This window comes from Anabaena sp. PCC 7938, assembly GCF_049315035.1.
GTDB classification, from domain to species: domain Bacteria; phylum Cyanobacteriota; class Cyanobacteriia; order Cyanobacteriales; family Nostocaceae; genus Anabaena; species Anabaena cylindrica.
On sequence record NZ_CP186034.1, the window covers coordinates 3657797 to 3683092 of the forward strand.

Below are 25296 nucleotides of genomic sequence, written 5' to 3' on the forward strand. Positions count from 1 at the left end.
TTATCAGTTTCATGATTGTCTACCATTCGTAGGAAGAAGCTATATCCCCAAAGTCTTAAAGTGGATGTAACAAGCTGTTAAGACCTGTTCAGGCGATCGCTTCATGAGTTAGTTATCATGAGTCAAAAACGTTCTAGCTTAAAACCCTTAGAAGGGGCAAATCGGTCACTCAGGCGTAGATTAGACCTCAAAGGAGAAATAGCCTTAGCGATTGCCCCCACCGCAGTTGTACTGTTAGTTATGTATTTTGTAGAAGCACTCACACAACAACGCTTATTGTTTGCCTCTCTTGCTTCTAGCGCTTTTTTAATTTATCTTGACCCCCAACACGGAACCAATGCTATCCGCACTTTGATGCTTGCCCAAATGATGGCTGCTAGTATTGGATTTATCACCTATTTAGGTTTTGGTGGTGGCTATATTTCCGGTGGACTGGCTATGGTAATCGCTATTTTTCTCATGATTTTACTAGATGCTATGCACCCCCCAGCCGTTGCTACCTCTATCAGTTTTGCTTTAAAAGCTGGTAATATAAGTAACCTGGTATTATTTGCTTGGGCAGTGGGTATTACAGCTATTTTGGTAGGATTAGAGCGTTATGCTCTTTGGCTACTAGCGCATTACAGACACCAATAATTTAATTATTTGATTTATTTTCTATACTCTATTTCTTTTAATTAAAAGTTAACCACCATAATTTATGATAGAGTTACTAAACTAATACCAGAGATTAATATTTTTCGTGTGGATTAGACAAACAAGAAGAGGCTTTTTAGCTTTTATCTTATTTAGTGTCCTGATTATTCTTTTACTCCTACTTAACCCTATGATATTCACAGGCAAACGACCAGACAATTTAGGCGTTCGAGATGGTAAGTTAGCACCCTGTCCCCCCAGTCCTAACTGTGTTTCCAGTCAAGCATCAGATCCACTCCATCAAATTGCACCTCTGAGTTTTACATCAAACCCAGAGCAAGCATTATCTAAACTAAAAGGTATTATTCAATCTTTACCTAGAACCAAGTTGATTACTGAAACTGAAGATTATTTATATGCAGAATTTAAAAGTGGTTTGATGGGATTTGTAGATGATGTAGAATTTTATCTCGACCATAACTCTAACATCATCCATATGCGTTCAGCTTCCCGCTTAGGTTATGGTGATTTAGGAGTAAATCGCCAACGCATTGAGACTATTCGATCTAAATTTAACTAAACTAAAGCAGGGCGTAAATATCCATTTTGTTGAGCAATTTTTTCGCCGATAATTTGCTGGTAAAGCGCCTCATAGCCATTAGTCATTTGCTGTAAACTAAACTTTTCTTCTGCATAATGTCGGCAAGCATAACGGTTTAATCTATTTATCTTGTCAATAGCATTAATGCATTCTTGTGTATTATCACAAAGGAACCCAGTTTCACCATCAGAAATTACTTCTGGAGTCGAACCCATTCGCATCGCGATTACTGGAGTACCCGCAGCCATTGACTCTACCATTACTAACCCAAAAGGTTCTCGCCAAGTAATAGGAAATAAAGTAGCTACTGCACCACCCATGATCGCATTTTTTTGCACATGATTTGCTTCACCTAAATATTGAATTTGCTTTCCGTCAATCTGCGGTTTAATTTGCGTTTCAAAATACTCTACATCTACGAAATCTACCTTACCCGCTATCTTCAACTGCCAACCAGATTTTTTAGCAATCTCAATAGCTAAATGTGGACCCTTTTCTGGAGATATTCTACCTAAAAATGCTAAATAAGGTGGATCTGTTGGTTGAGCATAAAATTCATAACTACTAACATCAATTCCATTATAAACTGTTGCTACATAATTTAACTCTAAACTGGGTTCTCTTTGAGCATCAGAAATACTAACATAAGGCTGCTTTTTGGCATATCTAAATATCTTTTCATTATCGGGTGTAAAAATTCCATGCAAGGTGTGAATTGTTGGAGTTTTTACCAGATTCGCATACGCTAGGGGGCTATGTCCCATATGGGAGTGAATGATATCAAACTCATCTGCTCGTTCATATACTGAGGCTAGTTGTAGCGATTCATAAATGCTGCAATCTTTGACAGTTTTATCAAGTCTTAAAGCACGAGGATGAACTGATATTAATTTTGCCAAAGTGAGAGAATCACCTGATGCAAATAGCGTCACTTCATGACCTTTTCGGACTAATTCATCAGTCAATAATCCTACTACCAATTCTATACCACCATAAGCTGGAGGTGGTACTCTCTCCCACAATGGAGCAATTTGAGCAATTTTCATGTCAGTCTCCTAAAAAGTAGAATTACAATTAGCGGTGTTTATTATTTAATTTGGAATTAATGCCCAGTGATTAACTATAGCAGTAAATCACTTGAAGCAACAACTATATAGATAATTGCCTCAAAATTTTATGCTGTTATTTTGATATTTTTTGTCTATCTTAGGTAGTGATTTCAGCCTCATCAAAAGACATAAAATAAGACTTCGCAAATAAAATCAGTATCTCTATAAATGGCAATTAACTAACATAAACCCCCATATTATCCCAAAATATGCAGTTTATTATCTTTCAATATATAGGGTGATTTGTTCCTGTATTTAAGCCTGAGTGGATGTTGAAAAATTTGTAACCCGAATCATAATTGATCATTTTCCATTTAATTAATCAACATCAATATAGCAATTCCCAAGCTCATGAAATACACCCCACCCGCGCTGTCGCGCACCCTCCCCTTACCAAGCTACGGTGTACACACAAGTGATCTGATTACCCAAAACAAGCCCTGGCGATTATAAATCACGGCTACACAAACAAAGTCCACCTACGTGGACTAAGAAACAATACTGGTTTTGCCTGTGTAGTTGCGGTTTCTAACCGCCGATTTAATCTTAAATAGGACTTGTGTGTACACCGTAGCCCCTTACCAAGGGGAGGGTTGGGGAGGGGTAATTTTGTATCTAACTAGAGTGGGAAAGGCTATAACTACAACCACTACTACAAACCAATGTTGATACAGCAGCTTGCGTAGTTAGGAGATACAAAATCTAAATTGAACCCTATACACAAAGCCAGTTTCACTTCTGACTCCTGGATTCTGCTGTATGTTGCATATACCTCTCTTCAGCAGATTACATATGCTGAATTTTAATATAATTCTCAGTCTGCTAAATTACTGATTAATTCTGTAGCATCACCGTTAAAACGTTGACTTTTCCAATAAAAGCGTATAATATAATACAATAAAATATAAAGTTAAATATAAGCATGAATATTTCTAACTCAAATGACAAAAAGCCTATCGAATGGCTGGCAGTTTTTTCGCTACTGATATTTGTGTTCATGTACCTACCTATCTTGGTACTAAGCTTTTATAGCTTCAACAAGTCACCTTACAGTGCAAATTGGCAAGGATTCACCTTGGAATGGTATCAAAAACTGTTTCATGATGATCGCATTTTGTCAGCTTTAAATAACAGTTTATTCGTTGCCTTTAGCGCAGTCACAGTTGCTGCCATTCTAGGAACCTTAATGGCTGTGGGGTTAGCGCGGTATGAGTTCCCCGGTAAAAAATTGTATCGCGGTATATCTTATCTACCATTATTAATACCCGATATTGCGATCGCAGTTGCTACCCTCGTCTGTTTAGCCGCCTTTGCCATTCCCCTCAGCATCTGGACAATTGTAGCCGCCCACATAGTTTTCTGTCTCTCTTACATCGCCTTAGTCGTTTCTGCTAGACTCAGTAATTTAGACCCCCACCTTGAAGAAGCCGCACTAGATTTAGGTGCAACACCCATTCAAGCCTTCATCAAAGTCGTTCTACCTCAACTAATGCCTGGAATTGTCTCCGGTTGTCTACTCGCCTTTGTTCTCAGTTTAGACGACTTTCTCATCTCCAGCTTCACCGCAGGTAGTGGTTCTAACACCCTACCAATGGAAATATTTAGCCGTATTAGAACCGGGGTCAAACCTGATATTAACGCCCTTAGTGTCATATTAATTTCTGTAACCGCCACCGTCGCTGTCATAGCTGAATTAATTCGCATTTCTGGAGACAAGCAAAAATAGGGAAAACTACCTTCATTTTTCCAAATCTTCACAGCCAAAAGTTCTACAACCTGCAAAGGTAAATACACCCGTAAACATTAGCAACAAAGAACACCAATAGGAAAACAGCAGGTTTTTAAGAAAACTAAGCAGTGATCTGCGCCTATCCTTAAACATCTTTGCTTGATATTATCCCTTACTCCCTGCTGAATTGTCTTAGGCTGTTAAGTTCCTGGACGAGAGCGAATATGATCGGGTATATGGTAGCGATCGCCTAATATTTCCAACAAAGGACCATTCACGTCAAATTTAACCATACTTACCGAAGCAACCAAAATATTTACCCGATAACGGTAGCGTCCCAAATCAATTCCCAGTAAACTGCAAAGCATAATCCGAATCGTGGCTTTATGGGCAACTACTAAAACATTACCTTGGGGATGTTTTTCTTGAATTTCCGCAATTACAGGCATAGAACGGTTAGCAATTTCTACCGCAGTTTCTCCCCCAATGGGTGCATTCCAAGCGGGTTCTGTCAACCATTTTACATAGTTTTCTGGGTAATTTTCTTGAACAAACGATTTACTCTTGGTTTCCCATTCACCGTAACTGCCTTCTCTTAATCCTTCCCTTACCTGCATTTCCATACCAACAGCATCACAAAATGGCTTGGCAGTGGCAATTGTTCGCTTCATCGGGCTAACATAAACCGCTGACCACTTCAAGTTTTGATAAGCATCGGCAAAACTCTCTGCCATCTGCATCCCTTCAGAGGTCAATTCTGCATCAGTTGCACCGCAGAAATTACCACTTTGACTAAAAGTAGTTTCGCCATGTCGCAGTAAATATAAATTGAGTGTCATAGCTGGCGATGGGGATAAAAGAGTTAGTGCAAGAATAAAATACCATCAATCTCGCAATCGAGTCTGCTCCCCCAGGACAAAGAAATTCACCAAAAAAGTCAATTCCCCCACAAACTTTTGTCTGCGGTTTCAAAAGTGGCGGATGAGGGCATTGAATCAAAACGACGCGGTGTATCCCTTACCAGACTCAATCCTCTGTGAACATAAAAAAGAAACTCTCATCAACTTCAAATTTTCTTAGGCGAAGTTTTGTGTAGGAATAGCATCAATACAACTAGGAACATTATGATACATCTTTGCAACCTAGAATTTAGTAATGCTTTTCAGCCTCTGTTTCCACTTTTTCAAGGATATTGTGCCGATGCTTTGATGCGAATTATGAGTGCGGAGCAACGCATTTTTTTTCAGTCTTGGATTGGATTCGGAAAGGCTGCAAACGAGTATGAATTTTTTCTTGCAAAACTTTAAGGTTAAATGGTTTCAGTAAAATATCTTGATCTGTCAGGTAATTATGCCAGTTAGGAACTAACTTTAAATCATCTCCAGTCATCATAATCAAGGGAATATTTACTGTTTCTAAATCTTGGCGAATTTTTTGTAGAAATGTCCAGCAAGTTTCATCGCTATTATAGCTATTAATATTTTTACTTGAATAACCACACAAAATTAAATCAGGTAATTCTTGTTTAGTTAGCCCATATCCTTGCTCAAAAGATGTGGTAGTAATCGTACAGAAACCATTGTAAGTAAGTGCCTCTGCTAAAAGCTCCAATAGTATAGTTTCACTTTCAACCACTAAAATCTTATTCATCTCGCCACCAGGATTTGTTTCGCTACATAGAAGGTAAACAAACTTTGTGAATTTTTTGTGAATTTCAGATAAAGATTGTCTTCATAATCTGCTATTTTCTCTTCATCCCCCTCAACTCCTGCTTTTACCAATTCAGGAGCGATCGCATTTGCTTTACCAAGTCCGGGGCTTTGAAGGGTTTGGTAATTACTCCAGTCACCCCTAATTCGCTAAATTGACGTTGTTCAATGGTCTGAGCTTTGGCCGTCAGTAAAATAGTAGGTATAGAATGCAACTCAGAATATGTTTGCATCTGTTGAAAAGTAGAAATTCCATCCATTTCTGGCATCATCACATCTAAGAGGATAGCATCGGGAACTTCGACCCTGGCCACAGTTATTCCTTCCTTTCCAGAAGCCGCAAGCAATACATCCCAACCAGCAATAGCTTTCAGCGAAATTTGCACAATTTGCCGGATACCTGGCTCATCATCAATAATTAAAACTCGTTTAGTCCCCATTGCTTACCCCTTCTATTGGCAGTGTGACGTAAAAAGTGCTACCTTCTCCCAAGACACTTTCTACCCAGATAGTACCACCATGCTGTTGGACAATATTACGACAAATAGCCAGCCCTAGACCAGTTCCACCTTTAGAGCGCGAGTCAGAAGCATCTACTTGATGGAAACGTTCAAAAATACTTTCCAGGCTATGACTAGGAATACCTCTTCCGTGATCTTTGACTTTAAAAAGGACGTACAGAATGGGGAGCGGGGGAGCAGGGGAGCAGGGGAGCAGGGGAGAAGAAACTGCTTCTACAGTTAGCCAGACATTTGAGTCGGGATGAGAAAATTTAATGGCGTTGCTGAGGAGGTTGATGAGGACTTGTAACAGACGATCTGGGTCAGCAAAAATTTGCAAAGACAAAGCTGTAAAATTCAAGGTGATGCCGGCTTGGTTTGCCATCTCTTGCATTTGGTCAATGGCGGTATTGATCAAGTCGGTAGTATTGTAAAGGCGTTTTTCGAGATTTATTTTGCCAGATTCCAGACGTTCTAGATCCAGAATATCGTTAACCAGGCGGACTAGACGATCTACACCTTCGGTAGCAATTTCAATAGTGACTTCACCTTCTGGTGAGGATGGATCAATAATTTTCTCATAAAGTAAACTTAGTGCCGCTTGCATGGAAGTGAGAGGAGTTCGCAATTCATGGCTGACGACAGAGACAAACTCGGCTTTCATCCGCTCCAGTTTATAACGCTCGGTGATGTCTTCCCCAATGCTAATTGTACCAATGGCGCTTCCCTTTGGATCTCGTAATACGGTGTTACTCCAAGCAATCATCAGTTCTTCACCTGATTTGCTTAAAATTTGATTTTGATAATGAGGATGAAAATTCTTTTCTATTACTTCTTGGAAACAAATTTCTACTAAATTTTGTTGACTTTGGGGCAAAAAATTATTAAACCAGTTTTTACCTAAAACCTCTGATTGGGTGTAGCCAGTGAGTTGCAGAAAGAAAGGATTGGCATAATCTACATTAGCGTTGGCATCTAAACCAATGACTATTAACTGTACATTCTCTAGGAGTGATTTCCAGCGGCGATTTGATTCTTGCAGAGTGGCTTCAATTTGCTTTGGTTTGGTAATATCACGAGCGATAGTAGATATATATTGTGTATAGTTGCTACCAAAAGTATGAGCAATCAGCACTTGAGAAATAGGAATTTCCCGCCCTTCATGGTTTAAAAAGGCTGTTTCTCCCATCCAAACACCATTTCTTACTGCAAAGGGAATACCCTGGTTTTGAACAATTTCTAAAGCCCACTGGGGATGCAGATCAGCAATACCAATGTTACTAAATGGTGCATCATCAGCTAAACCTAATAAGCGACGACCAGCTTTGTTAATATATTCTGCTTTTTGGGTATCAAAGGCAACTGTAGCAATCATATCGGAAGTAGTATCTATAATAGAAACGAGTTTTTCGCGCTCTATTTCTAAGCGTTTTCGCTCAGTGATTTCGATGATAATACTACCTATTGCTATTGAATTTCCTATTTCCCCAAGAATAGGAAAATAGGAGAGTAGCCAATAACCTATCGCTGCCGGCTGACTAGGAACAGGACTGCTAATTTCCCAGTTACAAATCGGTTGTTTAGTATCTAGAATAGTTTGTAATAGAGGTAAAATTTTGGTGGCAATTTCTGGTATCAACTCCATCACCGATTTTCCCAGATGTGTCTCAACAGGATAGCCGTTGATATCTGCCAATTTTTGATTAATTTTTAAGAACCGCAGGTTAGTATCAAGTATAGATAAGCCTACATTTGCTTGACTGGCAGCATTAAAAAATCCATCTAATAATTGTTCCCGATTTCTTAATTCTCGCTCCAACTTCTCTCGCTGCAACAGTTCTATTTGTAGTTGATTGTTAGTCTGAGCTATTTTTGCTGTGCGTTCTGCAACTCGCTGTTCTAGCTGCATATTCAATTGTTGCAGTTCTATTTCTACTCGTTTGCGTTCAGTAATAACAAGAAGAATACTTAGCATTCGCACAGGTTTTCCAGTTTCGTCATACAGGAAATTGGCTTTTTCCATCACCCAATCCAGACTACCATCGTTCTTCCTGTAAATTCGATATTCTGTCTGATAAGCCGTTTGAGTTTGTAATGCTTTGTGCAACTGTTGTTCGACTTGCTCCACATCATCAGGATGAATTTGTTCTAGCCAAATTGTATGATTAGGTAGAACTTTTCCTAACTCTAGTCCCCAAATGCGACATAGATTCTCGTTCCAGAGGCATTCATGAGTTTGCAAATTCCAGTCCCTAGAACCAATACCTGTCAAGTCAAGGGTGAGCCGTAAGCGTTCTTCACTAACTTTCAAGCTTTGTTCTAGTTGTTTGCGTTCTGTAATATCTTCAGAGAAAATAATAATTCCGCAAATTTCATTGTTGCTATTATACCAGGGACGAACTTCCCAGCGTAACCATTGATTTAACCCATCTGCTCTGACAAATAAATCTTCTTCACATTTCTCAACAGCACCTGCAAAACAACGTTGATGAATTTGCCGCCATCTGTCTGGAATTTCTGGGAATATTTCATAATGGGATTTACCAATAATGGCTGCAATAGACTCAATTTGATAATCATCAACCCATCTCTGACTGGCAATTACATAGCACATCTTCCGGTCAAACATGGCAATACCAGCCGGTGCATATTTGGCAAATAATTCTAATTGTTTCTCCCGTTCCTGTAGGGCTATTGCTGCTAATTTCTGCTCACGAATATCACGCATGATGGTAGAAGTGAATAATAATTCACCATCCATAGATTTGTGAGCAACAATCAATTGTGATACGGGGATTTGTGAGCCATCTTGATGCAAAATTGATGTTTCTCCTAACCAACTACCAATTTCAATAGCTGTGGGTATGCCTTGATTTTGAATAATATCTAAAGCCCATTGAGGATGACTTTTAAGCACCGTGAAATCATGAATATCAGCAATTCCCATTATTTGCTTGGCAGCGGGATTGAGCCAAATTACCTTTCCTGCGGGTGTGGCCATGCCCACAAAGTCAGGAGTAGCTTCTAATATAGAGGTTAATTGTTGTCGTTGTGTCAGTTCTGTTTGGAGCTTTTCTATTAATGATGCTTGTTGAATGGCAATACCCACCTGAATTGCCAATTGATTCATAAATTCTACATCGCTGCTTTTCCATTGCCGGGGTGCTGTACAATCATGGGCAATGAGTAATCCCCAGAGTTTTTCCCCTTGGATAATGGGAACGATCAAATTTGCCCGAATCATCAAAGATACTAAAAATTCTCGATGGCATTCTGTTAAACTGGGGTCTGTATTTACATCATTAATGGTTCTAGATCTTCCTTGTCGATAAGGTTCTATCCACATTTCGGGAAAGCATTCTTCTTTAATGACCCGACCAAGAATGGAAAATGCTGGATCAGAAACAGATTCTTTAACAACTAAGCCAGTACCATCGGCTTGAAATTGGTAGATAATTATACGATGGCAACGCCCGCCGCCATCGCTTTCCAAAATACTTCTAATTTCTGTAACAGTAGTATTAAGAATATCCTCTAAATTGAGAGAATTACGGATAGAAAGTGCAGTTTTGGTAATGAGTTGTTGTCGCTGTTGCTGCCATTCCTGTTGTTGAATCAGTTGGGTTTGGTGTAAAACATTGGTGATAGCTTGATGTAAGCTGGCGGCATTAATGCGGTTTTTTTCTAAATAATCTTGTGCGCCACTTTTGAATAAATCAACAGCTATCTCTGTATTACCTTGTCCCGTAATCATAATGGCAGGAATTCTATCTTTTCCTGTTTGTTGCTTTAATTCCTGCAAAAACTCTAACCCATCCATATCGGGTAAAAAGTAGTCAATCAGTATCACATCTGGTAGCTGCTGCTGACACCACAGTAAAGCATCCTCAGCATGATCAAATTCGACAATCTGATAAAGATGAGGGTGATTGTGGGTAAGATATCGGTGGTAAGTCATGCGATCGCTCTCAGAATCATCCACCAGTAAAATCGTATATTGCCTGGATTCACTCACCTCAAGAGTCTCAAGGGTTTTCCTACTCAGTTTCTCTCCCTTCAAGACAGCTACTTCCGTTCTTAATGCTTCCAGTTCAGCGATTAGTTGTGCGTTGGTTTTATAGCAATCTTCCATAAGCTATTACACCTTTAATTTGCATGCCCCTCTGCCCCCTGCTCCCCTGCTCCCCTGCCCTCTGCCCCCTGCCTATTCTGGTAAAACTGAAAATTCAAACCAATATCGAATTAAAGTATTGATGGTTTCTGTTAAAGCTGATACACCCATAGGTTTTAACATATAATTATTTGCACCTTGCTGATAACAAAACTGTACATCTTTTTGATTAAACGATGTGGTGAACACAACAATAGGGATTAATTTTAATTCCTCATTTTTTTTGACTGTTTCCAATACCTCTCTACCATCAGTTCCTGGTAAGTTTAAATCTAAAAGAATTAAATTAGGACGGGGGGCTTTTCCTGGTTTCAAATAGTCGCATTCTTGAAACAAAAAATCTAATGCTGTGTCACCATCACTACAGCGATAAACAGGAAAAGAAAAATTCAAAGCTTTCAGAACCCGTTTCAAAGATTCAAAATCTTCATCGCTATCTTCTATCACTAATATGCTTCTAGATTTACCCTCAATTTTCATTTTCTTTAACTAGAGTAAAATAAAATATTGTTCCTTGGTTTAATTTTGATTCTACCCAAATTTGTCCTCCATGTCGTTCAACAATTTTCTTGACTATGGTTAATCCTGCACCAGTTCCTCCTCTATATTGACTTTGTCCATGCAAGCGTTTAAAAATGCGAAATATAGTATCTAAATGCTTTTCTCTGATGCCGATGCCATTATCTTTAACATAAAAAATGGGGATATTTTGCTGAAAACAAGGATGCTCTATTAATGACCATTCTGGTTTACCTATTGTCCACCCAATTTCTATTTGTTTTTCAGGCTGCTCATTATACTTAATAGAATTACTTATTAAATTAGTGTAAATTTCTTCTAATAAGATGCGGTCGGCTTCGACAATGGGGAAATCTTGAGCAATTTTTATGTTAATTTGAGAGTTATATTGACTGATTCTGAGAAAGTTAAAAACATTTTCTACTAACTTATTCAAGTTCAAATTATTGCGTCTTAACTCAGCACGAGATAACCGGGAAAAATGGAGTAAAGCATTAATTAAATTCTCCATACGAGTTGTTAATAGCATTAAAGTATCTAATTTATGTACACCATCTGCATCTAATTGATGTCCATAATCTTCTAGTAAAAAATTCGCATAATTGTGAATACCTCTTAACGGTTCTTTCAAATCATGGGAAGCGATATAAGCAAAAGCATCCAATTCATTATTACTATCTTGTAACTGTTCGTTAATTAATGCTAATTCATCTGCTTTTTTGAGGATAATTCCTATAATTACACTGCGTAATTCCATCACTGCTTCAACTTCATGTTTTTGCCAAGGTAGGCTTTTAAATTTGACAATTTCTTGCCATTTTTCAAAGGATTTTCGTGGTGAAAGTGTAATGTTACCATCTGCATCAATATTTATTTTCTTTATCAGGTTCACCTCCCCAATTCACAGTTTGAATTACTTCAGGACGAAACCAGATAATTAAATTGCGTTGTAGCTTAGTAATAGAAACCACAATTATACCGGAGGCTAAATCTTTAAACTGTTCTGCTGGCGGATAAACTTCGGGTAAACTATCTGTATAATAAAGATTATTTTTCAAGTGGGGTAGTACCCAATCTATTAAGCGATGAATTTGATTTTCTAAGGGGGTTTCTCCCAATAATACCACCTCATGAGAAATAATGGCTACTCCAGTGGCTTTAACTAAGGGTAGTAAACTTTCTTGATTTTTCGTTAACACGTCAACAAAATCTTCTGACTCGGAAATCTTGTCCACAAAATCAGATAGCAGAATCTTTAATTGAATTTTTTCAGTTAAATTATCTTGTTCTTCTTTATTGCTCAATTCAATAGACATTAATTGGCCAATCAATTCACAGAATGTTCGGAGATGATAGGAAAGATATTTAGTTGTTCTGTGATGACAAGAGATTAAACCCCAAAGACGATTATTTTTTAATAGAGAAATTGACATGGATGCACCTACTTGCATATTTTGTAAATATTCAATATGCAGAGGTGATACACTTCTTAAAATAGAAAGACTTAAATCTGGTGAAGATTGAGTGAGCGAAGAAAGGTTAGAAATTAAAGCCGCAGGGTGATAGTTAACATTAGGAATTAAACGTAATTTATTTAAATGATAGAGTTGTTTAGCTTGTTTGGGAATATCGCTATCAGGATAATGTAAACCCAAATAGGAAGTTAAATCAGTATGTTTAGTTTCGGCAATAACTGCTCCTGAACCATCGTCATCAAACCGATATACCATCACCCGATCAAATCCGGTAATTTCTCTTATTTCTTTAGTAATTAATTGACTCAAAGTGCTGAGATCAGCTACATTTTGAATTTTTGTGAGCAGGTGACGAGTTAATTGAGAAAATTGAAAAAAATCATAAGATTCATCTTCATTACAGGTTTCGAGTTCCAGAATTAACAAATTATCAGGTGAGCGATGAACTATGCCATAAAATAAAATTGTTGCTTGTTGGGAATTTAATATTTTTAAATTGAGGGGATTTATGGTTTCAAAATCTCGTTCTAAACATTGAGCGATCGCATTGATATCTTCTGCATTTAAAAGCTGATTTAAACTTTGATTTAATAACTCATGGGGTAAATAGCCTAGAAAAAATTCAGTATTATCACTGACATGAGTAATCTGCCAATTTTCTTTGTTACAAATTAAAAGAATGCCATGGGGTTGAATTGCGTTAGGAACATGAATTGGTTCGCGATCGCAATTGGTGAGGTTAATCGGTTGGTCAAAAATGTAGTTAGTAGAAATCATGTCATCTCCATTTGAATAGTTACAGCAGGGGGCAGAGGGGCAGAGGAGTGGGGGATATGGAAAAAGAAGCAATTAAAAATCATCAAGATTTGAGAGTTTATCAAATGGCATTTGAGGCAGCAATGAAGATCTTTGAACTCTCCAAAAAATTTCCTGTGGAGGAACGATATTCATTAAGAGAACTCCACAAAAAAGATGATCCAATCTTGTGGGATGGGCATCTTGCCCGTCCTTGTATTATTAGCGGGCAAGATGCCCGCACCACAAGAAATTTTGGGATATTTTTTTAATTGGAGAACTCTAACTGATCAGATTCGTCGATCATCACGTTCTGTTTGTGCAAATCTAGCAGAAGCCTGGAGAAAAAGACGATACGAGGCAGCTTTTGTGGCTAAACTGAATGACTGTGAGGCAGAATCTGCTGAAACTCAGACTTGGATTGAGTTTGCTGTTAAGTGCAATTATCTAGATGTGGAATCAGGTAGAGAATTATATCGAATCTACAATCAAATTTTAGGTAGTTTAGTCAATATAATTACTAACCCTTCACCATGGTTAATGAAACGTTGAAATTCTTTCCCCTCAGCCCCTCTTCTCCTCTGCTCCCCTGCTTCTAACTGTTCAAGATTGCCAAACAAATACGATTCCGCCCCAGTGCTTTGGCTTGGTAAAGTGCGATATCTGCTTTTTGGTAAAGTGTTTGTAAGTCTTTGCCGTTATCGGGAGTTTGAGCAATTCCTCCACTAAATGTTACCTGAAATTTAGTTTCATCCTTCTTATCACCTCCTTTCTGTTGTGCAGTGAATGAATGCTGACTAAATTGCTGAAGCACTTGTGCTAATCGTCGCATTCCCTCTTCTTTACTTGTGCCGTACATTCCTACTACAAATTCTTCACCACCCCAACGGCCAACAATATCTTCCTGTCTGAAGGATTGATTCAGGAGTTTACCAAAATAGTTGAGGACGCGATCGCCCATTTCATGCCCATATTGATCATTGACCAACTTGAAGTTGTCTAAATCCAACATTGCTAAACTAAGAGGTTGTTGTTGTCGTTGGGCTAACTGTAGTAATCTTGTTAAGTCTTGTAATACTTTTCGCCGCAGACTTAATCCTGTCAGCGCATCTATTTCTGCCACTCTCCACAGTTGGCGTTGTTCTAAGCGGGTTCGCACACGGGTTAGTAATTCTGTTGCCACAATTGGTTTAGTCAAAAAATCATCAGCACCAACAGCAAAACTGCGTTGCATAGTGTCAATATCGGTATGGGAAGATAAAAACAAGACTGGCAAGCGATTCCATCGAATATCACTGCGGACTACTTGACACAAATCAAACCCACTCCAAAAGCTGACTGTGCCTTGCTCTTTATGCTGATGAGATAGGGAAACTACGCTAAATTCAACATCCAAAATCAACAAATCAGGAACTGTCTGCTCTAGTGTTTCCCAGAATTTATGGGGTTGATCTAGCAGAGTAAGATGATAGCCACATGGTTCTAACAAAGTACGGAGAAGATTTAGCAAGCCTAGATCATCATCAACAATTAACAACCTAGCGACAGGCTGGTTTTTTTGTTGTATTACTTGGGTTACAGTTGCTAATACTTGATTGGGAGCAATGGGTTTTTGTAAAAAGCATTGACTTCCTAACCGTGCTGCTTCTACCCGTTGAGCAAAGGAATCCTCAGCAGTCAGCATGACAACGGGAATCTCTGGGTACTGGTTACGTACTGCTGTGAGAAAACCTAACCCATTTTTTGTGGAATCAAGAAAGTTGATATCTAATAAAATCACATCAAAATGATGAGTTAAAAATTCCTGTGCTTGTTGAAGATTAACGGCAATTTCCGCTTGAAATCCCCAATTTGTTGCCTCTATTGCTATCTGGTTGGCTAGGAGGAAGTCATCATCTACGATTAGTAGTGATGGTGATACTAAATTGTTTTCCAAGCTAATATCTTTCTCCCCCTGCTTGCCAAAACTAATATCTGAGAACGCAATAGGGTGTGAGGGGATAGTTGGGGTTAAGGGTAAAAATTCTTCTTGAGCTTCAAAACCGTATTGGGTAATTTCCTGCTGTAACTGTGTTAATAGTTGCTCTAGTTGTTTAATTTCCGGTGGTTTTAATCCTTGCTCGCGCTGAAAAAGTTGTTGAATTTGACGGGAAATTTGCGAAGCTGCATCTAAGCCAAAGCAGCCTAACGAACCAATTAGGGTATGTGCTTCTTGTTCCGCTTCATGTTGTTGTATGGGTGTGAGAGTCCCATTTTGTGAAGCAGTAACGGCTTGTTCTATGATGGAGATGCGATCGCTATAAGACTGGCGATATTTTTCCCAAACAGCTTTTAGTTCCAACGCAACACCAGCAGCGGGGATTGGTGCAGAGGTAATATCTTCCTGACCATCCTTACTTATAACTTTCTGCGGTTTCAGCCGATACCCTTGTTTATAAATCGTCTCCAATATATCTGCAACACCTGCTTGTTTAAGTTTCTGCCGCAACCCCTTGATATGTGTGCGTACTGCTCCCTCACTAGGAAATTCATCTGCCGTCCACAGCCTATCTAATAACCGACTAGGGTTAAAAATTTGTTCAGGATATCGGAGAAACAATTCCAGTATTTCATATTCTTTGGCAGCCAGATAAATCGGCTTTTCTTGAAATGTGACTTCACAACTATTCGGGTTCAGCCACAAATCACCCCAAGTCAATAGAGGTGTTTTTTGGATCTGGTTTCTTCTTAATAATGCTCGAATTCGAGCTAATAACTCATCTATATTAAAAGGTTTTGCTAGGTAATCATCAGCACCAGCATCTAAGCCCATGACTTTATTCGTCACAGCATCTAATGCTGTCATTAATATAACTGGGGTGTCCCGATTGGGATTAAGGGCAGAAGACTGATTAGACCGTAGTTTTTTACAGAAGCTAATCCCATCCAACTTCGGTAACATTACATCTAGGAGGATTAGATCATAGGTATAAACTTCTGCTAAGTCCCATCCTGCTTGTCCATCTTGGGCTAACTCAATCTGATAGCGTTGCTTGGCCAACGTTATTTGTAGTAAATTGCCTATATTTCTATCATCTTCGACACAAAGAATTTTCACATGGGCTTATCCTTGGTGGTTTCATTCTCTAAGAATATTCCACATCCTAATTTCACACAGTTACGTATTCAAGATTACCATTTTCTAGCCAATAAAGATACCAGTTTTCATGAATAGTTCGCCAGCGAGGATTAGCTGCTTGCCGACGATACCAGTCAAAAGTAATTAAACTGAAGGCAGCAGCGGATAGATTTTCGCACTGTGAAAAATCATGCTCAATCCACACTACAAAATTCGGATTTAACCCAAATTCCTTTACTACCAGATTTGCTAGATTCTCAACCTCTTGGATTGTCAAAGAACCTTTTTTTGCTTTCATCTTGGAGAAGACGACTATTTGTATTTGTGGGTAAGGTAAGTATATACGCAGTTGATACTGATGTTTTTCTGCCCCAAATAATTCCTGAATCAAACTGTTAGGTGAAATTTGATGAATACATTTCATAGTTTTTGACTTTTTGATGTAGATTTTCCAAGACACAGTTAAACTAAAGCTAGAGGGTGTTTTGGTAAGGGTGTAACCAGTGTATTCAGACTTTTTTGCGCCAGTATTGGCATTTCTTGCCAGCAACTGCGACAAAACCAGTAAATATGATGTTGGCGAAAGTTGCGAGTCATGATGTTGGAGCAGCAAGGGCAGGTATTCATATAGCAATTCCCAAGCTCATGAAATACACCCCACCCGCGCTGTCGCGCACCCTCCCCTTGGTAAGGGGAGGGTTGGGGAGGGGTAATTTTGTATCTAACTAGAGTGGGAAAGGCTATAAAATTTTAAAAAGTTTTTACAAAATTTGTTTTGGTTATGAATCGAGAGAAAATTGAAGTAATCTCATTGACTATGAAGCTACGATGAATTTATGAAGTATTTGTGAATAAGGATCAAATTATTAGAGAAAAATAACAATTCAATAATTTCTGCAAATAAATTTAGCTTTTTGTATATTTAAGTTATGAAAATTGCCGCGTCAGCGATACCTGAGACATATAGATGAAGATGATCCAATCTTGTGGAATGGGCATACTTTGACAAGCTCAGTACAAGTCCTGCCCGTCCTTGTATTATTAGCAGGACGAAAAGCCCCCTAATAATACAAATTTTGGGATATTTTTTTATTTGGAAGTCTCTAAAATAAAAGATGTAAGCATTTTTCAGAAAGTTTATATGACATATCAAACTGCTCCTTGGAGGCTTGAAGGTTATGCTATTCAAACCTTGCACCTAGTTGATATAAAGCAAGCTGTTCCTTTTGTTCCCTCCGAATTAGAGATTGTTTCGCTTTTTCCCGGCAAAACTCTGGCAGGAACTTATGTATCTTCCTATCAAGCTGGTTCTTTATTAGAATACAATGAATTAATTGTAGTTCCGGCATTTGTACGCTATCAAGGACATATTGGGGCTTGGATTTCCCATATTTATGTAGATCATGAAGATTCCGTGGCTGGAGGTAGGGAAATCTGGGGATTACCCAAAGAAATGGCTGAATTTAGCTGGGATAATCATGGTAAAGTTAGTGTCCGACAAAATCAAAAGAATTTATATCAACTGTGTTATAAAAAAGGCTTGTTGAGCCTATCTACATGGTGGCAACAAGAATTTAGAGGTAATGCTTTCGGCGGTTTAGGTTCTGAGTTGCTATATTTTCAAAATAATTTTAAGTCTCAAATTAGCTTCTTAAAAGCCAATTTAGAAATTCCCCAGCATAGCCCTTTTGCTTCTTTAAGTTTAGGTCAGCCTTGGTTAACTCTAAACTTACAAAAATTAGAATTAGTAGCTGGTGTACCAAAATTACTTGGCAATGAAGTCATTAATTTGAGTTATGGTTAATTTATTCTAAAACTAGTATAAATTTCTCTTTTTTTCTTCTGCATCTCTGCGTGAAAGAGATCTCTCAAAACCCCATATCAATACCTTGGGATTTTAAATAAATTTATCAGGAAAAATATTTTGTGTCAATATCAATGGCTGAAAAAACCAAACTTCGTGAGATTATTGAGAATAATGTCAAGAATATTGAAAATATGGGCTGCTTAATGCGAAAACAGTCAAGCCTACAAATTTTCTAAAAATTGATATAAGCAAAATTGATTAACCGCCAATGAAAGAGGGTGGGGAAACCCCACCCCTGCGGATTACCGTTTCGCTAATTTCTTCGCCATTTTGCGTAGACGAATAGATTCAGGTGTAACTTCCACCAATTCATCTTGAGCGATGTACTCTAACGCCCGTTCCAAACTCATATCTATGGGTGTTTGTAACTGGACAAGTTCATCGCCACCAGCCGCACGGTGGTTAGTCAATTGCTTGGTTTTACAAACATTCAATTCCAAGTCTTGGGGGCGATTATGTTCACCAATAATCATGCCTCTGTAAACCTTAGTTCCGGGGCTGATAAAGAATGCGCCTCTATCTTCAGAGTTTTTCATGGCGTAGAAGGTAGAAACACCTTCTTCAAAGGAGATTAAAACGCCTTTATTACGAGGTTCAATATCACCAGAAAGTTGACGGTAATCGAGGAAACTGTGGTTCATGATGCCTTCACCACGAGTCATCCGCATGAATTCACCACGGAAACCAATTAAACCACGGGCGGGAACGATAAACTCTAGTTGAGTGCGATCGCCTCCACCAGGCTGCATATCTTGCATTTCCGCTTTCCGTTGTCCCAAACGTTCAATACAGCTACCAACTGCATCGGCGGGAACATCTAATGCTAGAAGTTCAAAAGGTTCGCAAGGTTGACCGTTAACTGTGCGGTAAATTACTTGAGGTTGAGATACTTGAAACTCAAAACCTTCACGACGCATGGTTTCGATTAAGATACCCAAATGTAATTCACCCCGACCAGAAACTAGGAATTTATCTGGTGAGTCGGTTTCTTCTACACGCAAAGCAACGTTGGTTTCTAATTCTCTAAATAAGCGATCGCGTATTTGTCGAGAAGTTACCAATTTACCTTCTTGACCAGCAAAAGGTGAATCATTCACCCAGAAGGTCATTTGTAAAGTTGGTTCATCGACCTTAATTAAAGGTAAAGCCAGGGGTTCATTAGGATCTGTAATTGTTTCGCCAATGTAAGCATCAGCAAAACCAGCCACAGCCACAATATAACCAGCGGTAGCTTCTTCCATGTCTACCCGCTTCAAGCCTTCAAATCCCATCAACTTGGTGATTTTACCCTTCACAATACTGCCATCTTCTACCACCAAAGCAGCTTGCTGTCCGGTGCGGATAGTTCCATTGTGGATTTTACCAATCACAATCCGTCCTAAATACTCAGAATAATCTAGGGTGGTAACTTGCAATTGCAGAGGTTTGTTAGGATCTCCCACAGGTGCAGGCACGTGGCGAAGAATGGCATTAAATAGGGGCTGCATATCTACCGATTCTGCTTCCAAGGTTTCCTTAGCGAAACCGGCCATACCGGAAGCAAACAGATATTTAAAATCGCACTGATCTTCGTCTGCACCTAATTCTAGGAACAGATCCAAAACCTTATCAACAGCAACGTGAGGATCAGCTTGTCCACGGTCGATTTTGTTAATAACGACAATAGGACGCAGACCTTTTTCCAACGCTTTTTTCAACACAAAGCGGGTTTGGGGCATGGGGCCTTCGTTGGCATCGACAATGAGCAGACAGCCATCAACCATGCCGAGTACCCGTTCTACTTCTCCACCGAAGTCAGCGTGTCCAGGGGTATCAACAATATTGATTAGGGTTTCTTTATATCTAACTGCTGTATTTTTAGAAAGAATCGTAATCCCTCGTTCTCTCTCCAAAGCGTTGGAGTCCATGACACAATCCGGAACGTCTTCACCTTCACGGAAAATGCCAGACTGTTTGAGGAGAGCATCAACCAAGGTGGTTTTACCGTGGTCAACGTGGGCGATAATGGCGACGTTACGAATTGGGAGCGTCATAGAGGCTTGGGGTGAACTTTAGTGTTTTTAGATTTAGTAGCTAAATGTTTGGCTGTTGTAACAGAATTGGGGATGATTTGCCGATATCTGTAACGAACCTTTAATAATTCTAGCGTAATTGTCACAATTATTGTTGTTTTGAGAATAACTAGCAAGAGAATTTCTTGGGTTTAGGGGTGGTTGTTAGGATTTTCCACAAGCAAACCTTCACTAGCAGCGGCTATATTTAATTCTTTATCAGCAGATATAAAAGTCAATAAAGGTAAATTATTTGCTATGCAAAGAGTATTGATGGCTTTACCAGCAGCTATATTGAACTGCGTCATAACCTCGTAAACCATATTTTTCTGCCAATGCCATTCCAGAATTAATGATACTGTCTGTAATTTCCAGAACCTGATACTCAGATTGGATATCATTTCTCAACTGATAATATACTGTTGTCGCATCTGTAGAACTGATACTTCCACCACGAAATCGCCTACTAATTGCCGCAGTAATCTCTACGGAAGTAATAGCTGCAATAAACACATGATTTTTTAGAGTAGGATCGAACAAACTCACAACCCAAGCTGAACCGATTTCTGCAACATAGCGTTTAACTAACGCACTACTATCTAAGAAATAAACTGCCATTTAGCGGCGTTCCTCAATAATAGTTTGAGAAACAGGCTTACCCTGTACCTGAATGAGTTTTCTTTCTTGTTCTTGACTGTCAGCAGGATGCTTAATTTGTTTGACTAAACCAGAACTTAAAAGTGCTTGATGAAATTTTGTGATTTGATTAGCTTGTGCTTTATCAGTCAGACATATTTGGATAGCTTGATTCAGCTGTTGTAGTTCATCTTGTTCTAAACTATCAAGCTGATTGAGAATTTCGTTAAGAATGGTTTGTGGCATAGGTTTTTAGTTTGGAATAAAGGTTTTTCTACTATTTTAGGCAAATAATAACCTGGAATTAGCACTGATAACTGAAATTGTGCCAAAATTAACTTATAAATCTATAAATTTACAGCTTATGGCTTGGTTATCAGGACAGCAATTGCAAGATGGTAAATACACCATAGAAAAAGAATTAGGTGAAGGTGGTTTTGGTATCACTTATCTTGCTAGAGATAATAATGGAAATTTCGTTGTTATCAAGACTTTGAATGATGCAATACAACGACGTTCTGATTTTGCTAAATTTCAACAAGACTTTCTCAACGAAGCGATTAAATTAGCTAAATGTAGTCATCCCCATATCGTCCAAATTCATGAAGTCATCAATGAAAATTCTCTGTGGTGTATGGTGATGGAATATATTGATGGGGAAGATTTAGGAAGTTTGGTAGAAAATCAAGGTGTCTTACCTGAAGCCGAAGCATTACGATATATTCAACAAATTGGAGAAGCGTTAACTCTAGTTCATAATAATGGTTTATTACATCGAGATATTAAACCGCAAAATATAATGATACGTTCTGGTAAATCAGAAGCAGTGTTAATTGATTTTGGCATTGCGAGAGAATTTACACCAAATCTAACAAAAACTCATACAAAAATATTATCTGATGGTTTTGCACCAATTGAACAATATGATGCAAGAGCAAAACGGGGAGAATTTACAGATGTTTATGCTTTAGCTGCAACTTTGTATTCTTTGTTAACTGGAGAATTACCAACTATAGCACCAATGAGAGCTATTGGTACAGAATTGGCAGAAGCGAAAAAGATAAATTCTAGTATTAGTGATAGAGTTAATCAAGCGATAATCAAAGGAATGGAAATCAAGCCAGAAAATCGTCCTCAGTCGGTGGAAAGTTGGCTAAAATTATTAGGTTCAGAAGTTGTCAGTAAAATTTACTCTGCACCTCCAAATCAAAGCAACTCATTTCCTGTTATTCCCTCTTTGAAATCTGATTATTACAAACTGCGTGATTTACTAGCGGATGGAAACTGGATAGGTGCAAATATAGAAACCAGTAATCTAATGCTTTCTTTAGGTTGTCCTACAAAAGGACGCTGGCTTGATTCCGAATCTATTAAAAAAATTTCTTGTGAAGAATTTCGTATAATTGATAAACTCTGGATAAATTACAGCAAAGGTAAATTTGGTTTTAGTATCCAACATATAATTTGGGATTATGCACAAGGAAATGTAGATCAATTTGGTACGATTGTTGGGTGGCGTGTTAAAAAATCATGGCTTCCATATTCTAAATATAATTTCAGTATTTATGCTCCTGATGGACATTTACCTGCTTATCTAGAATTTTTGGGCTTTGTGTGGAAAGATGGTTGGTTTGGTGCTTATTGGAATGGTGATTTGGATCGTATTAAGGCTTTAGTTTCAAAATTAGAACAATGTAATATTTAATCTTAAAATTGACACTTGTAATAACTCTCTCTTCCTCTTTCTCTTCCTTCGCGTCCTTCGCGCCTTCGCGGTTCGTTCCTTACCAATCTCAACACCAAACCAGAAGATAAAAATTAACTCTAAAAATGCTATCAGAAAGATTTACCCAAGCCCTCACCTACGCACACGAACTGCACGCAAAACAAGTGCGGAAAGGTTCAGGAGTTCCCTATATTACCCATTTATTAGCAGTAGCCAGCATAGCTTTAGAATATGGTGCAAACGAAGATGAAGCGATCGCAGCCTTATTACATGATGCCATAGAAGATCAAGGCGGAGCAGCCACCAGAGAAGAAATTCGTCGTCGTTTTGGGGATAATGTCACCGCTATTGTTGATGGTTGTACAGACGCAGACAGCACACCTAAACCACCTTGGAGAGAACGTAAAGAAAAATACATCGCCCATATTCACAACGCTTCCCCCTCAGTGCTGCTAGTTTCAGCCTCTGATAAACTTCATAATGCCAGATCAATTGTCAAAGATTACCGCATGATTGGTGATGCAGTGTGGGAACGTTTTCAAGGTCGCAAAGAAGGTACACTTTGGTATTATCGAGCGTTAGCGGATGCCTTTGGAAAAAAACAAATCACGCCCTTAGTCGCAGAATTAGAAAGAGTCGTGACAGAATTGGAAACTTTAGCCACAAAGAAAACATGAAGGACGAAGATGAAAACAATCATCCTTCATATTTCATAATTCATCCTTTGGGATGAGAGTGTTTTGTTGACTAACGGAATAAACTACTGAGAGAACTATCTTCGTGAATCCGCCAAATAGCTTCTCCCAGTAAATTAGCCACTGAAAGCGTCACTAATTGGGGAAAGTGATCACTTTCAGGAATGGGAATGGTGTTAGTGACTATAACTTCTTCAAACAAGCCACTTGATAAGCGTTCAATCGCAGGTGGTGAGAAAACTGCATGGGTAGCACAGGCATATACCTGACTTGCACCTTCTTGACGCAGTAATTTAGCACCTTCAGCAATTGTGCCGCCGGTATCAATCATGTCATCTACTAGCACAGCCGTTTTGCCTTTAACATCACCAATGACGTTCAAAACTTCAGCAACATTGTGAGCCTGACGGCGTTTATCAATAATTGCTAATGGTGCATCATTGAGCTTTTTCGCAAATGCTCTGGCTCGTGCGACACCACCGACATCCGGGGAAACAACTACAATATCATGGAGTTGTTTACTGACCAGATAATCCAACAAAACTGGTGAACCATAAACATGATCAAAGGGTATATCGAAATATCCCTGAATTTGCGCGGCGTGCAAATCCATTGCTAAAATGCGGTTAGCACCTGCTTGTGTGATCAGGTTGGCAACCAACTTGGCTGTTATTGATTCTCGTCCGGCGGTTTTGCGGTCAGCACGAGCGTAACCATAATATGGAAGTACTGCTGTTACCTGCCGTGCAGAAGCCCGACGACAGGCATCAATCATAATCAGCAATTCCATTAAGTGGTCATTAACAGGTTGACAAGTGGGCTGAATTAAATAGACATCACAACCCCGAATTGATTCTTGGATTTGAACATAAAGTTCTCCGTCCGCAAATCTTTTGCGAATCATTGGTCCCAAGTCCATTCCCAAATAACGAGATACTTCTTGGGATAGTTGTAAATTAGCAGAGCCAGAAAAAAGCCGCAGGCGATGATTTTCTGTTATTCCTGTGGTTGCTGGTTGCACTTTTAAAGTCGCAGAACTAAGCACAGCAGATCCTCGATGTGCATTCATGGCAATATTATCATTTAGAGATTTAGAAGATTTTACTGACATAGACTAAAATAAAAAATCTATAAGTTTTGTTGAAGATTTTATACAAAGAAAGAAATATTTCTCCATAAAATTACATTTGCTAATTTTTCTAGTGCTTGAGTAAAAAAACCAATGAGGATCTTACTGACATCTATTTTTTCAAATAGTTCCATCGTTTCTAGTGTAAGTGTTGAAGTAAACCGCGCGAATATTCAAGAAGTTAGTAAGTAGATTATTTATTGTACCCGTTTCTTTTATAACTGATAACAAAAGATTTACACATAAAGTGATAATTAAATTATTTCTCAAGCACTAGAACAATTATGCTTCATAGAGGTTTTCCGTAGGATGAGAACATACTGCTATCATAAAATATGGCTTAGGCTACGCTACAGACACCAAATAACTTTCAAACTTGTTCCCTGTTTTGCGTTATCTACTATAGGCATCCAAGGTGCAGCTAATTATTTTATGATACTAGCGCTAAATTCAGAGATTAGTGCAGAAAGACAAAAGGTCTGAGGTGTTTTTGTAGGGTCTATGCGCTACTAAAACGTTAAAGCTGTCAAGTGTAGAGTCCACATCATTTCCGAAAAGTGATGATGTAGTGCTTATACACGGCTCACGCTAACGGCAGGATTATGATCGAAACTGCAACAATATACAGCAGAATTAAGGCTTCGCTGTGAGCCTCCGTCGAACGGAGTTAGGAATAAAAGTATGGGTGTAGCACAGCTTAGTGATCAATTTTTGTCCCTTATCTACCTGCTATCTGCTGTATTGGAAAATGTGGCTAAAATGAAGATGCCAAACTTGACTAGCATAGTAATGTACCATTTTTTTTGCAAAAGATGCGTTAGACATTGTGC

Annotated in this window: 23 protein-coding genes and 1 pseudogene; 8 read left to right on the forward strand and 16 right to left on the reverse strand. The window is 38.7% G+C overall.

Going from position 1 to position 25296, the window contains the following annotated elements; all coding sequences use genetic code 11:
* Nucleotides 1-117: 117 nt before the first annotated feature.
* Nucleotides 118-636: an HPP family protein gene (locus ACOWPH_RS16800; RefSeq protein WP_015216525.1), complete on the forward strand. Its 519-nt coding sequence runs from the start codon at nucleotides 118-120 to the stop codon at nucleotides 634-636.
* Nucleotides 637-826: 190 nt separating this feature from the next.
* Nucleotides 827-1216: a DUF1499 domain-containing protein gene (locus tag ACOWPH_RS16805; protein ID WP_015216526.1), complete on the forward strand. Its 390-nt coding sequence runs from the start codon at nucleotides 827-829 to the stop codon at nucleotides 1214-1216.
* On the opposite strand, the gene ACOWPH_RS16810 is transcribed toward ACOWPH_RS16805, so the two are convergent.
* Nucleotides 1213-2283, reverse strand: coding sequence for a glycosyltransferase family 4 protein (locus ACOWPH_RS16810; RefSeq protein ID WP_015216527.1), 1071 nt, complete (start codon nucleotides 2281-2283; stop codon nucleotides 1213-1215). The genes ACOWPH_RS16805 and ACOWPH_RS16810 overlap by 4 nt on opposite strands.
* A gap of 985 nt (nucleotides 2284-3268) precedes the next feature.
* On the opposite strand from ACOWPH_RS16810, the gene ACOWPH_RS16815 reads away from it, so the two are divergent.
* Nucleotides 3269-4072 (forward strand): ABC transporter permease, encoded by an 804-nt coding sequence (locus ACOWPH_RS16815; RefSeq protein ID WP_015216528.1) that lies wholly within the window; start codon nucleotides 3269-3271, stop codon nucleotides 4070-4072.
* Between the two features lie 203 nt (nucleotides 4073-4275).
* Here the strand turns inward: ACOWPH_RS16815 and ACOWPH_RS16820 are convergent, their stop codons facing one another.
* The 7 genes from ACOWPH_RS16820 to ACOWPH_RS16850 form a co-directional block, all read right to left on the reverse strand.
* Nucleotides 4276-4914, reverse strand: a complete 639-nt coding sequence (locus tag ACOWPH_RS16820) for a histidine phosphatase family protein (RefSeq protein ID WP_015216529.1) — start codon at nucleotides 4912-4914, stop codon at nucleotides 4276-4278.
* A 376-nt stretch (nucleotides 4915-5290) separates the two neighbouring features.
* Nucleotides 5291-5725 (reverse strand): response regulator, encoded by a 435-nt coding sequence (locus ACOWPH_RS16825; RefSeq protein ID WP_015216530.1) that lies wholly within the window; start codon nucleotides 5723-5725, stop codon nucleotides 5291-5293.
* Nucleotides 5726-5849: 124 nt separating this feature from the next.
* On the reverse strand, nucleotides 5850-6224 hold the full coding sequence (locus ACOWPH_RS16830) for a response regulator (protein WP_015216531.1): 375 nt from the start codon (nucleotides 6222-6224) through the stop codon (nucleotides 5850-5852).
* Nucleotides 6214-10416, reverse strand: coding sequence for a PAS domain S-box protein (locus tag ACOWPH_RS16835; RefSeq protein ID WP_015216532.1), 4203 nt, complete (start codon nucleotides 10414-10416; stop codon nucleotides 6214-6216). The genes ACOWPH_RS16830 and ACOWPH_RS16835 overlap by 11 nt, the downstream gene beginning before the upstream one ends.
* A 72-nt stretch (nucleotides 10417-10488) precedes the next feature.
* On the reverse strand, nucleotides 10489-10935 hold the full coding sequence (locus ACOWPH_RS16840) for a response regulator (RefSeq protein WP_015216533.1): 447 nt from the start codon (nucleotides 10933-10935) through the stop codon (nucleotides 10489-10491).
* A complete protein-coding gene (locus ACOWPH_RS16845) occupies nucleotides 10925-11866 on the reverse strand; it encodes an ATP-binding protein (protein ID WP_422665598.1) in 942 nt (313 codons plus the stop codon). Before ACOWPH_RS16845 ends, ACOWPH_RS16840 begins: the two co-directional genes overlap by 11 nt.
* Entirely contained in the window at nucleotides 11838-13226 is a 1389-nt protein-coding gene (locus ACOWPH_RS16850; protein ID WP_422665599.1) for a GAF domain-containing protein, read from the reverse strand. The genes ACOWPH_RS16845 and ACOWPH_RS16850 overlap by 29 nt, the downstream gene beginning before the upstream one ends.
* 56 nt (nucleotides 13227-13282) lie before the next feature.
* On the opposite strand from ACOWPH_RS16850, the pseudogene ACOWPH_RS16855 reads away from it, so the two are divergent.
* Both ACOWPH_RS16855 and ACOWPH_RS16860 read left to right on the forward strand, forming a co-directional pair.
* A pseudogene (locus tag ACOWPH_RS16855) lies at nucleotides 13283-13402 on the forward strand (four helix bundle protein); the annotation flags it as partial.
* 76 nt (nucleotides 13403-13478) lie between these two features.
* Complete coding sequence (locus tag ACOWPH_RS16860) at nucleotides 13479-13796, forward strand: four helix bundle protein (RefSeq protein ID WP_042465320.1); 318 nt, start codon at nucleotides 13479-13481, stop codon at nucleotides 13794-13796.
* 43 nt (nucleotides 13797-13839) lie between these two features.
* On the opposite strand, the gene ACOWPH_RS16865 is transcribed toward ACOWPH_RS16860, so the two are convergent.
* Complete coding sequence (locus ACOWPH_RS16865; RefSeq protein ID WP_015216535.1) at nucleotides 13840-16341, reverse strand: response regulator; 2502 nt, start codon at nucleotides 16339-16341, stop codon at nucleotides 13840-13842.
* Between the two features lie 52 nt (nucleotides 16342-16393).
* A complete protein-coding gene (locus ACOWPH_RS16870) occupies nucleotides 16394-16786 on the reverse strand; it encodes a hypothetical protein (RefSeq protein ID WP_015216536.1) in 393 nt (130 codons plus the stop codon).
* Nucleotides 16787-17503: 717 nt separating this feature from the next.
* On the opposite strand from ACOWPH_RS16870, the gene ACOWPH_RS16875 reads away from it, so the two are divergent.
* Nucleotides 17504-18166, forward strand: a complete 663-nt coding sequence (locus tag ACOWPH_RS16875; RefSeq protein WP_015216538.1) for an acetoacetate decarboxylase family protein — start codon at nucleotides 17504-17506, stop codon at nucleotides 18164-18166.
* 305 nt (nucleotides 18167-18471) lie between these two features.
* Here ACOWPH_RS16875 and typA read toward each other — a convergent pair whose 3' ends face one another.
* Genes typA through ACOWPH_RS16900 form a run of 5 tightly spaced genes read right to left on the reverse strand, consistent with a single transcriptional unit; the run spans nucleotide 18472 to nucleotide 21162 of the window.
* The gene (gene typA / locus ACOWPH_RS16880; protein ID WP_015216539.1) at nucleotides 18472-20262 is read right to left on the reverse strand and encodes a translational GTPase TypA; all 1791 of its coding nucleotides are present in this window, start codon (nucleotides 20260-20262) and stop codon (nucleotides 18472-18474) included.
* Nucleotides 20259-20387, reverse strand: coding sequence for a hypothetical protein (locus tag ACOWPH_RS16885; protein WP_422665600.1), 129 nt, complete (start codon nucleotides 20385-20387; stop codon nucleotides 20259-20261). Before ACOWPH_RS16885 ends, typA begins: the two co-directional genes overlap by 4 nt.
* A 45-nt stretch (nucleotides 20388-20432) precedes the next feature.
* On the reverse strand, nucleotides 20433-20588 hold the full coding sequence (locus ACOWPH_RS16890; protein WP_242043060.1) for a hypothetical protein: 156 nt from the start codon (nucleotides 20586-20588) through the stop codon (nucleotides 20433-20435).
* The gene (locus ACOWPH_RS16895; protein WP_242043061.1) at nucleotides 20560-20898 is read right to left on the reverse strand and encodes a type II toxin-antitoxin system VapC family toxin; all 339 of its coding nucleotides are present in this window, start codon (nucleotides 20896-20898) and stop codon (nucleotides 20560-20562) included. Before ACOWPH_RS16895 ends, ACOWPH_RS16890 begins: the two co-directional genes overlap by 29 nt.
* A complete protein-coding gene (locus tag ACOWPH_RS16900; RefSeq protein ID WP_015216540.1) occupies nucleotides 20899-21162 on the reverse strand; it encodes a hypothetical protein in 264 nt (87 codons plus the stop codon). It abuts the gene before it with no gap.
* A 118-nt stretch (nucleotides 21163-21280) separates the two neighbouring features.
* Between ACOWPH_RS16900 and ACOWPH_RS16905 the strand changes: the two genes are divergently transcribed.
* Complete coding sequence (locus ACOWPH_RS16905; RefSeq protein WP_015216541.1) at nucleotides 21281-22621, forward strand: serine/threonine-protein kinase; 1341 nt, start codon at nucleotides 21281-21283, stop codon at nucleotides 22619-22621.
* A gap of 125 nt (nucleotides 22622-22746) precedes the next feature.
* On the forward strand, nucleotides 22747-23319 hold the full coding sequence (locus ACOWPH_RS16910) for an HD domain-containing protein (RefSeq protein WP_015216542.1): 573 nt from the start codon (nucleotides 22747-22749) through the stop codon (nucleotides 23317-23319).
* Between the two features lie 70 nt (nucleotides 23320-23389).
* On the opposite strand, the gene ACOWPH_RS16915 is transcribed toward ACOWPH_RS16910, so the two are convergent.
* Entirely contained in the window at nucleotides 23390-24406 is a 1017-nt protein-coding gene (locus ACOWPH_RS16915) for a ribose-phosphate pyrophosphokinase (RefSeq protein WP_042466143.1), read from the reverse strand.
* Nucleotides 24407-25296 lie beyond the last annotated feature (890 nt).

Bases quoted from the DNA above. Each gene is read 5' to 3' on its own strand.
- ACOWPH_RS16815 (WP_015216528.1), top strand. From the start codon at position 3,269: ATGAATATTTCTAACTCAAATGACAAAAAGCCTATCGAATGGCTGGCA.
- ACOWPH_RS16860 (WP_042465320.1), top strand. From the start codon at position 13,479: ATGCCCGCACCACAAGAAATTTTGGGATATTTTTTTAATTGGAGAACT.
- ACOWPH_RS16870 (WP_015216536.1), bottom strand. From the start codon at position 16,786: ATGAAATGTATTCATCAAATTTCACCTAACAGTTTGATTCAGGAATTA.
- ACOWPH_RS16805 (WP_015216526.1), top strand. From the start codon at position 827: ATGATATTCACAGGCAAACGACCAGACAATTTAGGCGTTCGAGATGGT.
- ACOWPH_RS16810 (WP_015216527.1), bottom strand. From the start codon at position 2,283: ATGAAAATTGCTCAAATTGCTCCATTGTGGGAGAGAGTACCACCTCCA.
- ACOWPH_RS16910 (WP_015216542.1), top strand. From the start codon at position 22,747: ATGCTATCAGAAAGATTTACCCAAGCCCTCACCTACGCACACGAACTG.
- ACOWPH_RS16875 (WP_015216538.1), top strand. From the start codon at position 17,504: ATGACATATCAAACTGCTCCTTGGAGGCTTGAAGGTTATGCTATTCAA.
- ACOWPH_RS16915 (WP_042466143.1), bottom strand. From the start codon at position 24,406: ATGAATGCACATCGAGGATCTGCTGTGCTTAGTTCTGCGACTTTAAAA.
- ACOWPH_RS16900 (WP_015216540.1), bottom strand. From the start codon at position 21,162: ATGCCACAAACCATTCTTAACGAAATTCTCAATCAGCTTGATAGTTTA.
- ACOWPH_RS16825 (WP_015216530.1), bottom strand. From the start codon at position 5,725: ATGAATAAGATTTTAGTGGTTGAAAGTGAAACTATACTATTGGAGCTT.
- ACOWPH_RS16890 (WP_242043060.1), bottom strand. From the start codon at position 20,588: ATGACGCAGTTCAATATAGCTGCTGGTAAAGCCATCAATACTCTTTGC.
- ACOWPH_RS16850 (WP_422665599.1), bottom strand. From the start codon at position 13,226: ATGATTTCTACTAACTACATTTTTGACCAACCGATTAACCTCACCAAT.
- ACOWPH_RS16895 (WP_242043061.1), bottom strand. From the start codon at position 20,898: ATGGCAGTTTATTTCTTAGATAGTAGTGCGTTAGTTAAACGCTATGTT.
- ACOWPH_RS16840 (WP_015216533.1), bottom strand. From the start codon at position 10,935: ATGAAAATTGAGGGTAAATCTAGAAGCATATTAGTGATAGAAGATAGC.
- ACOWPH_RS16905 (WP_015216541.1), top strand. From the start codon at position 21,281: ATGGCTTGGTTATCAGGACAGCAATTGCAAGATGGTAAATACACCATA.
- ACOWPH_RS16835 (WP_015216532.1), bottom strand. From the start codon at position 10,416: ATGGAAGATTGCTATAAAACCAACGCACAACTAATCGCTGAACTGGAA.
- ACOWPH_RS16830 (WP_015216531.1), bottom strand. From the start codon at position 6,224: ATGGGGACTAAACGAGTTTTAATTATTGATGATGAGCCAGGTATCCGG.
- ACOWPH_RS16800 (WP_015216525.1), top strand. From the start codon at position 118: ATGAGTCAAAAACGTTCTAGCTTAAAACCCTTAGAAGGGGCAAATCGG.
- typA (WP_015216539.1), bottom strand. From the start codon at position 20,262: ATGACGCTCCCAATTCGTAACGTCGCCATTATCGCCCACGTTGACCAC.
- ACOWPH_RS16820 (WP_015216529.1), bottom strand. From the start codon at position 4,914: ATGACACTCAATTTATATTTACTGCGACATGGCGAAACTACTTTTAGT.